Below are 15475 nucleotides of genomic sequence, written 5' to 3'. Positions count from 1 at the left end.
TCAGGCCCTCGCTTCGGCACGGGCGGAGGTGGACGCGGGGGACGGGCCGGTGGCGTCGGCCACGTCGGCCGGGACGGCCGGGGTGAGCGGTGTGCCGGGCGCGTGCGGGTCGAGCGGCACGAAGGGCGAGACGAACATCAGTCGGGGGCCCTGACGGGTGTCGTAGCCGGTGCCGGAGGCCAGGGCGAACTGGAAGCCCCTGACATCGCCGACCGGTGTGTCCTCGGCCGCGATACGGGTGCGTACGTGCTCGGTGATCAGACGGTAGCCGGGGGTGTGGGCGGCGGAGGCGAAGCCCTGGTCGAGGCGCGGCAGGATCTCCTGGCACGCGTCGAAGACGGACTTGTCGGCGCGGCGGGTCGGGAACCAGATCAGGTGGAGCGGCTTGCGGTCCACGATGCCGCTGGCATCGCGCCAGGTGGAGGCGGAGCCGTCGCCGGAGACCGTGCGGTACAGGAAGTGGTAGTCGAACATGGCGGGATGCGGTGCGAAGAACCGCCAGTTCGGCAGGAGCGAGAAGTGGTCCCGGGACCGGACCCGGCTGAAGTCGTGGTGGGGGTGCTGGCCGGCGAGGGTGAGCAGCAGCACCGCCGCTCCGGCGATCCGCCAGGCGGCACCCTCTCCGGTGAGCGCGTTCCTCAGCCGCAGACGTGGCAGGGAGCTCATCGGGCGGCCTCCTTCCGGGCGACGGGACGGCCGGGACGAGAGGCGGAGGAGGCCGTGGCGGTGGTGGACGTGGAGGAGGAGGTGGAGGTGGTGGCGGTGGTGGAGCGGCGGTCCTGGCCGTCGAAGAACGCGATGATCCGGTCCGTCACCTGGTTCGCGTAGCGGCTGGTGATCAGCATCGTCTCGTGGGTGGCACCCTCGATGACCACGCTCTCGGTGCGCGCGCCGACGTGCGCCTCGGCCAACTCCCCGTGCAGCAGCAGCTGTTCGGGGTTGCGGTCCACGGTCCGCTGGGCGGAGACCACCAGCGCGGGCACCCCCTCGACGCGGGCGAGGGCGCCGGTGAAGGACGTGAAGTCGGCCCGGATCGCCTTCCATTCGCGGCGCGCGGCTTCCCACATACGGGCGTCCGCGTACTGCGCGAAGACCTTCTTCCGGTAGGCGTACGGCAGTTCGTTGATCCACACCGGACGGGTGAGGAGGATGCCGGTGCCCAGCCGCAGCGCCCGGCCGACGCTCGCGAAGTTGCCGGCCAGCCCCTTCTCGCTCGCGCCCAGCCCGCTGCTGAACTGGCCGGGGTGGGAGGAGTCGAGGTAGACGATGCCCTGGACCCGGTCGCCCAGGTGGCGGGCGGCGCGGCGGGCCAGCTCGCCGCCGATGGAGTGGCCGACGAGGATCACCTTGCGGCCCGGGGCGACGGCCCCGTTCACCAGGTCGACGAGGTCCCGCACGGACTCCGACAGCCGGAATCCGGTGGTGGCCCGGCGGCGGCTGCCGGCGTATCCGGCGCGGGCGTAGGTGACCACCCCGTACCGGGTCTCGTGGCACAGGCGCTCCGCGATCCACGCGTAGTGCTCGCTGGTCGACAGCAGTCCACCGGCGAGCACGACCACCGGCTGGTCGGGGGCGCCCGGCGAGTACTCCTCGTACTGGAGCAGGTTCTTGCTCCGGGTGGTCAGCGTCCGGGAGGTGTGCCAGCCCTCGGTGGTGCGCAGGCGTCGTCGAACGACGGTGGCGGCGGCAGCGGCGGTGCCGCCCGCGAGCGCGACGACCGCGGCGGTCAGCGCACGGTCGTCACGGCCGGCGACGGTCGGGTGGGAGCGGGGGGTGGCCGTGTAGGCGACCAGCGGGTGGAACGCGGGGAAGGCGGTCACGAACCTGCTGAGACCCATGAAGTAGCCGTTGGCCACATGGAAGGCGGCGGCACTGGTGATCATGGAGCGGGTGAGCTTGCCGCCGCGGGCGTAGACGAGCGGGAACAGGCACTCCAGGGCCAGCACACCGTGGGTCAGCGCCTTGGCGGTCCTCGGGTGCTCGCAGGTCCACCGGTGCAGGCCCTCGTGCCCGTACGTACGGGTGCGCATCACGCCGCCGAGCGCGGACGCGTCCCGCCAGGGCTTGCCGAAGAGCTTGACCCAGCCGGACACCGCGTAGGCCATGCCGGCCTGGAGCGAGGCGTACCACAGCAGCGCGTCCTTGGCCGCGGGCGAGGGGGCCAGCCGGGCCGCGCCGGTGGCCAGCTGGACCAGCGTGGCCACCTGGTCGGAGCCGTCGCCGCCGTAGTGGTGACGCGGTGACAGCAGCGCGGACGACGCGCCGAGGAAGACGTTGCCGGCGCCGCGCCAGCGGGAGTCGCCGGGCAGCAGCATGGCGAGGGACACGGCGGAGCGGGCGAGGTGCAGGGCGGTCGTGGTACGCACGCCGCTGACACCGTCGACCAGACGGCGCGTCACGGGGCCGGCTCCGGCCAGGTACTGCCGGGCGACCTCCCAGTCGTTCATGCCGCCCTTCTCGATGTCCTTGCGCTGGGTCAGGTACTCCAGGGAGGACTGCAGGCTGGACACGGCGGCCAGCCGCTCGGACATGCCGATGGCACGATCCCGGGCGACCGGAGCCGGTCCGAACACCGCCGAGGTGATCCTTCCCGGAACGACCGCCGGAATTATTCCGCTGAATTTCACGGGCCCCTCTTTCGTGGTAGCCTCTGGTTGCGATTTTTTGCCTCAGGGCACACTGCCGGGCCAGAACACACCTCTGGCCCGGCAGTTTTCATGCGCGTACTCGATCGATTCGGGTCAGCCGCGGGGAGCGTGGCCGTCCGGCTCCGATCAGACGGTGCCGCCGACCGCCGCGGCCTGGGCGTTCGCGGCGTTCGCCACGGCGTTGTTGGCGTCCACCGCGGCGTTGTTGGCCTCGACCGCGCTGGCCGCGCCGACCACCTGGCCGACACCGCCGGCGACCTGCGCCAGGTCGCCCAGGGCGGCGAGCGCGTTGAGGGCGTTGGCGCCGTTCACCCGGCCGATGCGCGGGGTACCGAGGGTCGGACGGGCGGACGCGAGGATGACACCCTCCACGGGGAGGTCCATCCGGTCCATCGCCTTCGCAATGCTGCTCATTCGCTTTTCCCTTTCGTTCCGAGGGCTTCGGGGAACCTTTTTCCGTGCCCTTCGAGAAAGAACACTACGGGCACCCGCGGTGGCTTCACATCCAGAAAATTACCGAATTCCAGAGGGGGATTCTCAGGGTGCGGGCGACACGGAAAAAGGCCCGGACCATGCGGTCCGGGCCTTTCGTGAAAGGTGATTACCGGCGAAGCCCGCGCAATGCCGACGCCGCCGCGTTCGCACCGCACATTCCGTGCGCGCCGGCTCCGGGTGGTGTGGCCGCCGAGCAGATGTACATACCGGGTACGCCCGTGCTGTAGGGGTCGAGCGCGGCACGCGGGCGCATCACGAGCTGGAAGGCGGTGTTCGCCCCGGCGACGATGTCACCGCCGACGTAGTTCGGGTTGTACTCCTCGAACCCTGAGGGCGGGCGGACGGCCCGGTCCAGGATTCGTTCACGGAATCCGGGGGCGAACCGTTCGATCTGGGCGACGACCGCCGCCGTGGCGTCGCCGTCGTAGCCGTGCGGGACGTGCGCGTACGTCCAGACCGGGTGGATGTCGCCCTTGGAGCGCCCGGGATCGGCCAGGTACTGCTGCCCGACGAGGACGAACGGCCGCTCGGGCATGCGCCCTTCGTGGATCGCCCGTTCGCCGGCGGCGACCTCCGCGTAGTTCCCGCCGAGGTGCACGGTGCCCGCCCGGCGGGCCGCCTCGTTGCTCCAGGGCACCCCGTCCTGGACGGCGAAGTCGACCTTGAACGCGCCGGGTCCGTGCCGGTAGCGGCGATAGGCGCGGGCCACCCGCCGCGGCAGCCGGTCGCCCAGGACGTCGGCGACCGCGCGCGGGGCGAGGTCGAACATGACCACGTCCGCCGGCGGCAGATCGGCGAGCGAGCGCACCCGCACCCCGGTCTCGATCCGGCCGCCGAACTCGGTGAGTCGGGCCGCGAGCGCGTCGGCGATCGCCCGGGAGCCGCCCGCCGCCACCGGCCAGCCGTGCCGGTGACCGGCGGCGATGATCGTCAGCCCGACCGCGGCGCTCGCCGGCCGGTCGAACGGGCGGAACGCGTGCGCGGCCACCCCGGCGAAGAGGGCGCGGGCGCTCTCGGTCCGCCATCGCCGGGCCACCACGGCGGCGGGCAGCAGGGCCCGCGGGCCGAACGCCGCCAGCCGCAGCGGATGGCGCGGCACATGCGCGAGCGGCCTCATCAGATCCTCGGCCAGCGCGTCGTAGCCCTCCGCGAGCGGCCCGAACACCCGCCGCCAACCGCGGCCGTCGCGCTCACCGAGGCCTTCGGCGGTCTCCCGCACCGACCGGTGCAGGACCCCGGCCTCCCCCGAGTCCAGCGGATGGACGCAGTCGATGTCCGGCAGCCGCCAGACGAGTCCGTGGCGGCCGAGGTCGAGGCTCCGCAGGAACGGCGAGCCGACGGCCATGGGATGGGTCGCGGAGCAGTGGTCGTGCAGCAGACCCGGGGTCAGTTCACTGGTGCGGGTGCCGCCGCCGATGGTGTCGGCGGCCTCCAGCACGGTGACGTCCAGGCCCTCCCGGGCGAGGAACACGGCGGCGGCGAGACCGTTCGGACCGCTGCCCACCACTACCGCCGTACTCATAGGGCTCCTGGGTCTCCTGGGAGGCGTACGGGAGAACGGGAAAGCGGTGGAACGGGCCCCGGAAAGGGCCCGGTCCGGGCCGATTCACCACTCTGCGGGACGAGAGAAGGCCGCCCCGGCGCCTTTGCGACTCCGACGTTAGAGGGTGGGCCGTCCCGGCGCGATTCGCAGAATTGCCTAATTCCCGCCCCGCACCGTCCCGACCCGCGCCCGGTCCCCGCTATCCCGCGTCCCAACTCATGTCCGGTTCGGGCTCCGTGTGCGTGTTCGGCTTCGCGTGGCGGCCGGACGGCCGACGCGGCGACGGCACCGATCCGGACGCATCCTCGGCGCTTTCCGGCACGGCCTCCGTGAGGACCGGGAAATGGGCGATGAGCCACCAGCCGCCGTCGTCGGCGGGACCCGCCGTCAGGGAGCCGCCGACCGCCTCCGCCCGCTCGCGCAGCCCGATCAGGCCGTAGCCGCCGCGTCCGCCGGTGGGCCGCGAGACACTCCGCGCGGACCCGGCGTTGTACACGTCGACCCGGAGCAGATCGTCACGGGTGCGATGGACGCGCACGGTCGCCTGACTGCCCGGCGCGTGCCGCCGTACGTTGGTCAGCGCCTCCTGCACCACACGATGCGCCGCGGAGCCCACCTCGGGCAGCAGACCGCTGCGCCGGGCGGCTCCGGTGATCTCCAGCTGCGCGGTCGAACCGTCCCCCTGGCCGCTGAACGCCGAGACCAGTTTGGTGAGTTCGGCGTACGGCTCCTCCGGGCGCTCGATGACGGTCTGCTCGCCGTCCTCGCGCAGCACCCGGATCAGCCGGCGCATGGAGTCCATGGTCCGCTGCCCGGCCTCCGCGATATTGGTGAGGATGGGGCCGACCTGCTGGGGCGCGCTCTCGTGGATCACCCCGGCGGCATGCGCCTGCGCGATGATGCCCGTCACATGGTGGGCGACGAAGTCATGCAGTTCCCGGGCGAGTTGGATCCGCTCGGCGAGCCGTACGGCGGCGATCGTACGACGGCGCCGGGCGTCCAGCGTGCGCAGATAGCAGCCCGTGCCGACGGCCCCGCCGACCGCGAACGTCAGCAGGAACGGGTAGGTGAGGGTGATTCCCGTGCCCCCGGTGCGCAGGGGCTCGTCGATGACGCTGGCCCCCATCGAGGCGGCCAGGGCGAGGGCGACACGGGGCCGGTCCACATTGCGGCAGGTGCGGGCGAGCAGGACCAGCATGCACGCCGTCTCCAGCAGCCCCCATTCGGGCATGGCCCACCCCATCAGGGAGGTGCCCAGCGTCACCGTCGTCGAGAGGACCGCGCACAGGCCGGTACGCCAGGTGATGCTCAGCCGGGCGTCGGGCACCAGCACCAGCGCCAGGGCGACCGGGCCCGTCACCAGCGGCAGCCAGTCCAGGGGGCCCCGCTGCTGCGACACGATGATGCCCACGTCGAGCAGCCACAGCACGCCCAGCGCCGGGTACAGGGTCTGGTGGCTCAGCCGCCGCACGGGTGACCGGGGTCGGCCGTGGTGGTGTGGCTGGGTCGCTCGTGCCGAGAGTGCCGCGAGTGACGAAGTGGTCATGGAAGTGCAGGTTAGGCATGGACATGCCTCGCTTGCAGGCGGTGCGTCGTTCTGTGGGCAGTGACACAGATCGACCATGAGATGTTCATGCAGTCACCACCGACGCGCGACCCGCACGATTCCGTTCGACCTGCGGTACGCACGACGGCGTTCAACGCGCCGTGCGCACGGTCCCGTTGGCCCAGGCCCACGCGGCGACCTCGACGCGGTTGCGTACGCCGAGCTTGTGGTGGATGTGGCCCAGATGAGTCTTCACGGTGGACAGGGACAGACACAGCTCGTCGCTGATCTCCTGGTTGGTGCGGCCCACCGCGACCAGCCGGGCGACATCCAACTCCCTTGTGCTGAGCGAGGATTCGGGCACGCCGGTGCCGTCCGCCGGTACCGACGACCGCTCCTCCAGCTGCTTGAGCAGCCGGACCGTCACCCCGGGCGAGACCAGCGCGTCACCGCGCGCCGCCGCCCGCACCGCCTCGATCAGCAGCGCGGGCGCGGCGTCCTTCAGCAGGAAGCCGCAAGCGCCGTTGCGCAGCGCGATGTTGAGGTAGTCGTCCTGGTCGAAGCTGGTGACCACGACGACCTGGGTCGGGTGCGTGGCCCCCGGTCCGGCCAGCAGCCGGGTCACCTCCAGCCCGTCCAGCTTCGGCATCCGGACGTCCACCAGACACACGTCCGGCCGCAGCGTGCGCGCCAACTCCACGCACGCGAGCCCGTCGGCGGCCTCCCCGACCACCTCGATGCCCTCCTGGGCGTCGAGGATGAGTCGGAAACCGGCCCGGACCAGATCCTGATCGTCGGCAATCATCACGCGCGTGGGGGTGCGGCTCACGCGGCCGAGCATGCCATGGATCATCCGGCCGGTCCGGCGGACCGCGGAAGCCGGCGGCCGAACCGCCCTGCCGAAACGGACGGTTGGCGCTTTCCCGGCGAAAGATCCGCGGCGGGCGGATGGACCGAGGCCGATCGGCCGATGACTACCGCCGGGTATCGGTCGAACGGTCGATGGCCGGGGCCCGGGTGTCACGAAAGAGTCACAGCGCAGCACACGGACGACACACGGGTCACCGACCCCCTCCGAACAAGGCAGGCACCCATGACAGTGGACAGCTCCGGCCGACTCAGCGCCCGGGAACTGGAGATCCTCCTTCTGGCAGCCCACGGTCTGTCGGACGCGGACATGTCGCGGCGGCTGTCGATCTCACCCCGCACGGTGGCCTCCCACATGCGCAGCCTCCGGGAGAAGCTGTGCGCGAGGAACCGTACGCATCTGATCGTGACCGCCCTGCGTGCCGGGGTCCTCGCGCTGCGGGCGGATCGGGCCGACCGCTTGGAGGAAACGTTCCGTTTGACGGGGCGGAGCGGGGTCCGGGCGCAGCCCGTCGGTGTCGCGTAGCGCGCGAGCGCGTGAGCGAGTGCCCCGGGCCGGGTTCGGTCCGGGGCACTCGCGCGGTGGTGCCGATCCGTGACGCCTTCGGCCGGTCGGCGATCCGTCAGTCGGCGATCCGTGGCAGCACGGAGACGAGCCTGCCGCCCTCTCCGGCGATCAACGCATCGCCGTAGAGCAGGAGTTGGGGCCGACCCCCGTACCCGCCCGACCCGGACGCGCCCAGGTCGACGTGACCGCGCCAGACCCGCTCGCCCGTGCCCAGAGCGAGACCGGACAGGTCCCCGGCCGGATTGAGGAAGTACACGACCCCCTGCTCCTCCGACACCACGGGAGTGGCGATGCCGTCGACGCTGTCCTGGTCGGGCATCTCGAAGCCCACCGGACTGCTCCACAGGGTCTTCGCCGTGGTCAGTGAGTGGGCGGTGACCTCGCCCGTCCAGTCCACGGTGATCAGCAGATCACCGATGACGTCCGAGTTGGCCACCGGTCCGTCGATCCGGTACGGGTGCGAGATCCGTTCACCGGTGCCGTCGAGGAGGGTCAGCAGCAGGTCCCCGGAGGTCGGGCTGTCCGCGTCCGCCGACGCCATCAGGACCAGCCGGTCTTCCAGGGTCCCGGCGATCTGGTGCCGGCCGGGGAGGGTCGTGACCTTCTCGGCACTGCCGGTGACGGGGTCGAGACGGAAGACGTCGGTGTCGCCGGACTTCTTGGTCTCCGGCGTGCACAGAAGGTAGGGCACCCCGCTCAGCACCGCCCGGTCGCACCAGATGCCCTTGCCCCAGGTGTGGCGCCACTTCTCCGCACCGGTCAGCGGATCGAGGGCCGTCATCGTGCGATCCGTCGGGGTGTTGGCCAGGATCGCGCCGTCGATGAGCAGGGCGGACTGGTCGTCGCGGTTGTCGTGCGCCATCTCCACCGACCACAGCCTCTTGCCGGTGTCGGTGTTCACCGCCATCAGGTCGGTACCGCCCGCGTAGTCCCCGTTCGGCTGCTTGTCGGCGGTGTGGTTGCGGTAGCCGTAGAGCACGCCGTCGCGCACGGCGAACGGGTGGTCGGGCCCGTTGCCCTCGCCGTTGACCTCGACCGTCCACAGCCGCTCGCCGGTGTTGGCGTCGAACTTCGCGGCGTCGTACTCGGACCCGGCGCAGTACAGCGCGGAACCGTCCACCAGACAGCCCCGCTCGGCGGCCCCGTCCCCGTCGCTCCGCCACGGCTGCCAGCCCTCCGGCGACACCGCGGGCCGCACCGGCCGGTCCTGGTCCACCGCACCGCCGCCCCCGAGCCCGAACACCGTCCCGACGCCGATCGCGGCGACCGCCATGGCCGCCCCCGCGGCCTGCGCGAAACGGCGTCGGCCGCGCCGTCGCACCACCCGCTCCGCCAGGTCCCCCGGCGCCCGCACCCGGTCCAGGGCGACCGCGTGCAGCGTCTCCCGGACCTTCTCCTCCACCCGCTCCGATGTCATCCCCGGACCCCCTTCACCGTGTAACTCAGCGGCTGCCCCTGCTCCTTGGGCCCCTCCGGCCCGTCCGGCCCCAACTCCGGTACGAGCGCCCTGAGCTTGGCCAGCGACCGGTACGCCGTACTGCGGACCGTGCCGACCGGGCAACCCAGCAGCGCCGCGACCTCGGCCTCCGGCAGATCCTCGAAGTAGCGCAGCACGACCACGGCCCGCTGCCGCTTCGTCAGACGGCCGAGCGCCGCCCACAGCGCGATCCGCAGCTCGGTGTCCGACTCGGCGCCCGTCTCCGTGCCGGTGTCGGGCAGGACGGGCACGGTCGTCTCGGCGCGATGCCGGCGCAGCCGCCACCGGCTGACCTGCTGGCGGTACAGGACCTGACGGACGTACGCCTCGGGCTGCTCGATCTGTGCCCAGCGCCCGTAGGCCTTCATCAGCGCGATCTGCAGCAGGTCCTCCGCGGCATGCCGGTCCCCGCCGGTGAGCAGTACCGCGAGTCGCAGCAGCGCGGTGGAGCGCATCGCTACGAACTCCCGGAACTCGTCGTGAATCGACGCCTTCATCAACCCTCCCCTTCTTGACAATCATCACGACGCGATGGCACGGGCGTGGCTATCCCTCGGTGCGCGAGATTCCTCGAACAGCGGCTCACCCGATCCTGCTTCTTTTATTCACCACAGAAAATAAGTGGTCGTACGTTCCCGGACATGCGTCCACCCCCCTTCTCGGAGGCGTTCCCGACCCGTACGCCGGCCGTCGCCCAGATCTTCACCATCGTGCTCTCCCACGGCCCGGTCACCCGGGCGGAGATCGCGCGGCGGGCCGGCCTGTCGCCGGCGGCGGTGACCAAGGCGGTACGGCCGTTGATCGAGACGGGCCATCTGCTGGAGGACGGGAGCGGGGCGGGGGACGGGAGCGGGGCGGGGGACGGGAGCGGGGAGCCGAGGCCGGTGCTCGGGCGGCCCGCCAATCCCGTGCGGGTCCACGGCGGTCGGGCGCTGTTCATCGGGGTCAAGGTGACGGGCGACGAGGTCATCGCCGTACTCACCGATCTGTGCTGCCGGATCAGGATCGCCCGGCACGCCCCGCTCGACGACCGGCGCCCCGCTGCCGTACTCGCCGCCCTGAGCGACCTCGTACTCGAACTGCGCGCCGAGGCCGAGGAGTCGGGTGTCGCGGTGCGGGGCGTGGGGATCGCCGTCTCCGGTGATGTGGACCGCGCCGAGGGCATGGTGCGGTACTCCCCGTTCCTGGACTGTCGGTGAAACGCGAAGGCCGTAAGCGGTTCGCCGTGCTCAGCGTCGAGCAGGACCAGCCCGAACCGCTGCCCGCGACCGGCAGCATGGCCGGCATCGACCTGGGCATCGCGAACTTCCTCGCCGACTCGAACGGCGCTTTCGTGCCCAACCCGCGCCACGGGCGGAAGGCCGCCGTGAAACTCGAAGCCGCGCGGCAGGCCCTGTCCCGGTTCCCTCGCCGCAAGGCCACCGGCCGTACCGGTAATCACCAGCGCGCGGTGGACAAGGCCGCCCAGCTCCACGCCAAGGTACGGCGTCAGCGCCTCGACCACGCGCACAGAACCGCCCTCGGCCTGGTCCGCGCACACGACGTCATCGCGCACGAAGACCTCATTATCCGCAACATGAGCAAGGCCCCCGCACCGAAGCCCGACCCCGATCAGCCGGGCGCGTTCCTGCCCAACGGGGCCGCCGCGCAGGCCGGGCTCAACGCATCGATCAACGACGCCGGTTGGGGGGTGTTCCTGACGATCCTGCACGCCAAGGCTGAGAGCGCCGGACGGGAAGTGATCGCCGTGGACCCCCGCAACACCTCCCGCACCTGCCCCGAATGCGGGCACACCGCCAAGGAGAACCGGCCCACCCAGGAAGAGTTTCACTGCGTCGCCTGTGGCCACACCGCCCACGCCGACACCGTGGCAGCCACCAACGTTCTACGGGCCGGGCTGGTCCGTCGCAACGCCGACCCGGCATAGCGAGAAGCCCCCGGCTCCAGCCGGGGGAGGAGTCACGCAGACTTCCTACGCCACCACCGGCGACCACACGGCGGAGGAGAGCGCCGAGAACTGGACCGGGACCACCGGGTCCTGGTTCTACCTGGACGCCGTCACCGTACGCACGGCGTCGGACGTCGGCGCGGTCGTCGCCCTGGGCGACTCCATCACCGACGGCCGGCAGTCCACCGCCGACAGGAACCGCCGCTGGCCCGACTGTCTGGCCCGCCGTCTGCGGGCCGACCCCGGCACGGACATCGAGGGCGTGGCCAACGAGGGGATCTCCGGCAACAAGGTCCTCGCCGACGGGGCCGGACAGAGCGCCCTCCACCGCCTCGACCGGGACGTGCTCTCCCACCCCGGTGTCCGCACGGTCCTCCTCTTCGAGGGCGTCAACGACATCAAGGCCCACACCGGTGTCACGGCCGAGGACCTGATCGACGGCTACCGCCGGATCATCGACCGCGCCCACGCCGAGGGTGTGTGCGTGGTCGGGGCCACGATCGGGCCCTTCAAGGGCTGGTACGAGGGGGACGCGGCGGCCGAGGCCGTACGACGGGAGGTCAACGCGTTCATCCGCGACGGCGGCGAGTTCGACGCCGTGGCGGACTTCGACCGGATCCTGCGCAGCCCCTACGACCACGAGCACATCCTGCCGTTCTTCGACAACGGCGACCATCTGCACCCCAACGACACCGGGATGGGGGCCATGGCCGACGCGGTGGACATCGCCGGCCTCTCCTGCGACCGCGACACCGGCTGAACCCGACGGCCGCGTCCGGCGGGCGGTCAGATCGTGACGACCAGCTTGCCCCGGGGATGCCCCGACTCCAGGTGCCGGACGGCGGCGGCAGCCTCCTCCAAGGGGTAGACGCGGTCGATGACCGGAGTGAGCGCGCCGCGGGCGGACGGGCGGGCGCGCGGGCCGGCGTACTCAGGATGGTCCCGGTGGTCCGTGCCGCTGACCAGCCCCGGGGCGGCTCATTGTGGGCCGTCGACCGGCAGCTCCAGCCGCAGTTCGTAACCCCCGTCCCGCAGATGCCTGGACGTGACGGTTCCGCCGAGGAGTTCGGCGCGCTGACGCAGACCGATCAGGCCGTGGTGCGCGCCCGGGAGGGAGAGGGCCGGGCGGCTCGGCGCCGTGTTGGTGACGGTCGCGCGGAGGGTGCCGTCGCGCTGCCGGACGCGGACGGTGGCCGTGGCGCCGGGAGCGTGCTTGCGGATGTTGGTGAGGGCCTCCTGCACCGTCCGGTACACGGCACGCTGGACGGGCGGCGGGAGGTCGGCGGGCAGGTCCGTGCGCAGGTCGGTCTCGATGCCGCTGCCGGTGACCAGTCGTTCGAGGTCGGCCAGCGAGGGCTGCGGGGTCAGCTCGGTGGGGCGGCTGCCGGAGGCGCGCAGTATGCCGACCATGTGCCGCAGCTCGTCCAGCGTCTGCACGCTCAGCAGCCGGATCGTGGCCGCCGCCTCCTTCACGTCCGGATCCCGGCTGCCGACCTGGAGGGCCCCGGCACGCACGGCGATCAGACTGACCTGGTGGGAGACGGCGTCGTGCATCTCCCGGGCCAGCTGGGCGCGTTCCTTCGCCAGGACGCCCTGCGCGAGCAGCAGCCGCTCGTGCTCCTTCGCCTCCGAGACCTCCACCAGCCGCAACGACAGCTCCCGGCGGGCCTGGACGAGCTGCCCGAGAAAGAGGGGCGCGGTCGCCTGCGCCACGCTGTAGGACAGCGGGATCAGGCCCTGGCGGTCGTCGAGATCGGTGAACTCCGGTGACGGCCACGACCACCAGGTGAGATCGCAGACGGCGAACGCCAGCGCGCACACGGCCAGCGGCACCCGGTGGTGGGTGCGCGAGGCGAGCGTGTACAGAGCCACCAGCGTGGCGAACACCGCGTCCGTGAACAGGGCGGTCGGCAGAGTGAGAAGGAAGGCTGCCAGGGGGAGACGGCGACGCGTCAGGAGCGCGCAGGCCGCGAGCAGGGCGGCGGCCAGTTCCCCGGGGTGGTGGGTGCCCACGTCGTGGATCCACACGTCCAGCAGCGAGGCCGCCACGAGCAGGGCGTCCCTCGCCGGCCCGTGCGGGGTGCGGGTCGGAGGCCTCATCGGCCCTCCCGTCCGCCGCCGAGGGAGCGCCCGCCGCCGGGCGAGTGCCCGTCGTCGAGGAAGTGTCCTTCGTCGAGCGGGCGCGACGGCCTGAGCAGGCCCGCCCGTTCGGCCAGCAGCGCCGCCTGCACCCGGCTGCCCACCTCCAACTTGGTGAGGAGCGCGCTCACATGGTCCTTCACCGTCCCCGTGCTCAGATGCATCCGGTCGGCGATGTCGGTGTTGGACAGCCCCTCCGTGATGAGGACCAGCACGTCCCGTTCCCGTTCGGTCAGCCGGTCCACGAGTCGTACGGCGGCCTCCCGGGGCCCGTTGTCCAGATACCCGTCGACCACGGTCCGGGTCACCCCGGACGACAGGACGACCCCGCCCGCCGCCAAAGTGCGTACGAGATAGGGAAGTTGCTCCGGATCGGTGTCCTTGAGGAGGAACCCGGCGGCTCCCGAGCGCAGGGCGGCGGCCACATACTCGTCCATGTCGAAGGTGGTGAGCATGGCCACCACGGGAGGCCGGGGGAGTCTCCTGAGTTCGGCGAGGACGGTCAGCCCGTCCACGTCCGGCATCCGGATGTCCAACAGGACGACCTCGGGGCGCAGTTCGCGCACGGCCCGGACGGCCCGGCCGCCGGGGACCGCCGCCACCACGTCGATGTCGTCGGCGGAGTTGAGGATGTGCTCGAAGCCCGTACGGATCAGGGCCTCGTCGTCGACCACCAGTACCCGGATCACCTGTGCCCCGCCCGTCGTCGGACCACCACTGGCCTTCTCCTGGAACCGCTACGACGTCCGAAGTCGCCGCCGGGTTCCCCTTTCTCCCGGTTTCCGGTCACCTGGCGGGGACGACTCCGGCCGACCGGCGGGGACCTCACCGGTCACCCGCCGGATGGCGATGCGCCCCCCGCGCCCCCGACGCTGAAGGCCATGACACCAGACACGTCGTCGGACCTGTCGGCCAAGCCGTCCACCCGCACCCCCGCGGCCTCTTCCCCCGCGGCCTCTTCCCCTGCGGCCTCTTCCTCCACGGCCTCTTCCCCCGCCGCCCCTTCCCTCGCCGCCCCGGGCCCCGAGGGCCCCGCCGCCGGGCGGCTGGTCGGCATCGATCTCGCCCGGGGGCTCGCGGTCTTCGGAATGTACGCCGCCCATGTCGGCCCCGACCCGGCGGACGGCGGGCCGCTCGGCTTCGCCATGGAGCTGGCGCGGGGCCGCTCCTCCGCGCTGTTCGCGCTGCTCGCCGGCTTCACCCTCGTCCTGATCACCGGCCGCCCGCAGCCCCGCACCGGGCGCGCCGGACGCCAGGCGGTGACCCGGATGGTCATCCGCTCCCTCGTCCTGATCGCCCTCGGCTTCGCCCTGACCGCGCTCGACACCGACGTGGACGTGATCCTCGCCTTCTACGGGCTGACCTTCCTCGCCGTGCTCCCGCTGTACCGGCTGCGGGCCCGGACACTCGCGCTCCTCGCCGCCGCGACCGCGCTCACCATGCCCCAACTTCTCCACGGGGTACGGCTGTCGATCGAGAACGGCGACTGGGCGGACGCCCTCGTCGCCGCCGACCCGCTGGCCCGGGTCAGCGACACGGACGGCTTTGTGGAACTGCTGTTCACCGGCGAATACCCCGTGCTCACCTGGGCGTCGTTCATGCTGGCGGGGATGGCGGTGGCCCGCCTCGACCTCACCCGGAGCGTGATCCGCACCCGACTCGCCCTGACCGGAGGCGCGTTGGCCGTCCTCGGCTACGGCGGCTCCTGGCTGGCCCTGCGTCTCGTCCCGGACGCGCGGGCGACCGTGGCAGCCGCCACCGACGGCGACGGGGCGGCCTCGGCCTGGTGGTCCGACACGGTCGGGTATCTCGTCGACGACACCCCGGCGGCCTGGCTCCTGGTGGGCGCGCCGCACAGCCAGACGACCTTCTCCGTCCTCGGCAACACCGGGGTCGCGCTGCTGGTCGTGATCGGCTGTGTGACGGCCGTGGACCGGCTGCCGCGCCTCGCCCGTCCCGCCACCCCCGTGCGCGCCGTCGGCATGACGGCCCTGACCGCGTATGTGCTGCACATCCTCGCCGTCCGGGAGTTCGGCATGGAGGACGAGACCGGTCCGGCCCTCGTCGGCCTCTTCCTCCATCTCCTGGTCGCGATGGTGCTCGCCACCGCCTGGACCCACCGCTTCCGCCGTGGCCCCCTGGAGCATCTGCTGCACGTCTGCACCCGTCCGGCGCGCCTCATCAGGTGACGACCGGGCGAACTTCAGCCAATTCACGGCCACTTCACCACGACCGCGTGGACAG

At 72.1% G+C, this 15475-nt stretch carries 13 protein-coding genes and 3 pseudogenes; 5 read left to right on the top strand and 11 right to left on the bottom strand.

Annotation, left to right across the window (positions count from 1 at the left end; all coding sequences use genetic code 11):
- The 6 genes from F9278_RS02625 to F9278_RS02600 form a co-directional block, all read right to left on the bottom strand.
- On the bottom strand, positions 1-666 hold the full coding sequence (locus F9278_RS02625) for a hypothetical protein (RefSeq protein ID WP_226966603.1): 666 nt from the start codon (positions 664-666) through the stop codon (positions 1-3).
- Positions 663-2573, bottom strand: a complete 1911-nt coding sequence (locus tag F9278_RS02620) for an alpha/beta fold hydrolase (RefSeq protein ID WP_226966602.1) — start codon at positions 2571-2573, stop codon at positions 663-665. Before F9278_RS02620 ends, F9278_RS02625 begins: the two co-directional genes overlap by 4 nt.
- A 201-nt stretch (positions 2574-2774) precedes the next feature.
- Positions 2775-3062 carry a hypothetical protein gene (locus tag F9278_RS02615; protein WP_226966601.1) on the bottom strand — a complete coding sequence of 96 codons (288 nt, stop codon included), beginning with the start codon at positions 3060-3062 and terminating at the stop codon, positions 2775-2777.
- 187 nt (positions 3063-3249) lie between these two features.
- Entirely contained in the window at positions 3250-4665 is a 1416-nt protein-coding gene (locus F9278_RS02610) for a phytoene desaturase family protein (RefSeq protein WP_152166801.1), read from the bottom strand.
- Positions 4666-4885: 220 nt separating this feature from the next.
- Positions 4886-6232, bottom strand: a complete 1347-nt coding sequence (locus F9278_RS02605; protein ID WP_226966600.1) for a sensor histidine kinase — start codon at positions 6230-6232, stop codon at positions 4886-4888.
- A 151-nt stretch (positions 6233-6383) separates the two neighbouring features.
- Positions 6384-7073, bottom strand: coding sequence for a response regulator (locus F9278_RS02600; protein ID WP_152166800.1), 690 nt, complete (start codon positions 7071-7073; stop codon positions 6384-6386).
- A gap of 252 nt (positions 7074-7325) precedes the next feature.
- On the opposite strand from F9278_RS02600, the gene F9278_RS02595 reads away from it, so the two are divergent.
- On the top strand, positions 7326-7625 hold the full coding sequence (locus F9278_RS02595) for a response regulator transcription factor (RefSeq protein ID WP_152166799.1): 300 nt from the start codon (positions 7326-7328) through the stop codon (positions 7623-7625).
- 97 nt (positions 7626-7722) lie between these two features.
- On the opposite strand, the gene F9278_RS02590 is transcribed toward F9278_RS02595, so the two are convergent.
- Together F9278_RS02590 and F9278_RS02585 are read right to left on the bottom strand one after the other, a co-directional pair.
- Entirely contained in the window at positions 7723-9084 is a 1362-nt protein-coding gene (locus F9278_RS02590) for an outer membrane protein assembly factor BamB family protein (RefSeq protein WP_152166798.1), read from the bottom strand.
- A complete protein-coding gene (locus F9278_RS02585; RefSeq protein ID WP_152166797.1) occupies positions 9081-9641 on the bottom strand; it encodes a SigE family RNA polymerase sigma factor in 561 nt (186 codons plus the stop codon). Before F9278_RS02585 ends, F9278_RS02590 begins: the two co-directional genes overlap by 4 nt.
- A 144-nt stretch (positions 9642-9785) precedes the next feature.
- On the opposite strand from F9278_RS02585, the pseudogene F9278_RS02580 reads away from it, so the two are divergent.
- The 3 pseudogenes from F9278_RS02580 to F9278_RS02570 form a co-directional block, all read left to right on the top strand.
- A pseudogene (locus F9278_RS02580) lies at positions 9786-10340 on the top strand (winged helix-turn-helix transcriptional regulator); the annotation flags it as partial.
- Positions 10325-11071: pseudogene (locus F9278_RS02575) on the top strand (RNA-guided endonuclease InsQ/TnpB family protein); the annotation flags it as partial. The pseudogenes F9278_RS02580 and F9278_RS02575, both read left to right, overlap by 16 nt.
- A 31-nt stretch (positions 11072-11102) precedes the next feature.
- A pseudogene (locus F9278_RS02570) lies at positions 11103-11852 on the top strand (SGNH/GDSL hydrolase family protein); the annotation flags it as partial.
- A 26-nt stretch (positions 11853-11878) separates the two neighbouring features.
- Here F9278_RS02570 and F9278_RS02565 read toward each other — a convergent pair.
- Genes F9278_RS02565 through F9278_RS02555 form a run of 3 tightly spaced genes read right to left on the bottom strand, consistent with a single transcriptional unit; the run spans position 11879 to position 13920 of the window.
- A complete protein-coding gene (locus F9278_RS02565) occupies positions 11879-12058 on the bottom strand; it encodes a zinc-binding dehydrogenase (protein WP_152173648.1) in 180 nt (59 codons plus the stop codon).
- Between the two features lie 12 nt (positions 12059-12070).
- On the bottom strand, positions 12071-13192 hold the full coding sequence (locus F9278_RS02560) for a sensor histidine kinase (protein ID WP_152166795.1): 1122 nt from the start codon (positions 13190-13192) through the stop codon (positions 12071-12073).
- Positions 13189-13920 carry a response regulator gene (locus F9278_RS02555; protein WP_226966599.1) on the bottom strand — a complete coding sequence of 244 codons (732 nt, stop codon included), beginning with the start codon at positions 13918-13920 and terminating at the stop codon, positions 13189-13191. Before F9278_RS02555 ends, F9278_RS02560 begins: the two co-directional genes overlap by 4 nt.
- 192 nt (positions 13921-14112) lie before the next feature.
- On the opposite strand from F9278_RS02555, the gene F9278_RS02550 reads away from it, so the two are divergent.
- Entirely contained in the window at positions 14113-15420 is a 1308-nt protein-coding gene (locus F9278_RS02550; protein ID WP_152166794.1) for a DUF418 domain-containing protein, read from the top strand.
- Positions 15421-15475: the final 55 nt, after the last annotated feature.

The organism is Streptomyces phaeolivaceus (genome assembly GCF_009184865.1).
GTDB classification, from domain to species: domain Bacteria; phylum Actinomycetota; class Actinomycetes; order Streptomycetales; family Streptomycetaceae; genus Streptomyces; species Streptomyces phaeolivaceus.
The sequence above is the reverse complement of the archived record's forward strand: the minus strand, read 5'-3'. Positions and strand labels throughout refer to the sequence as shown.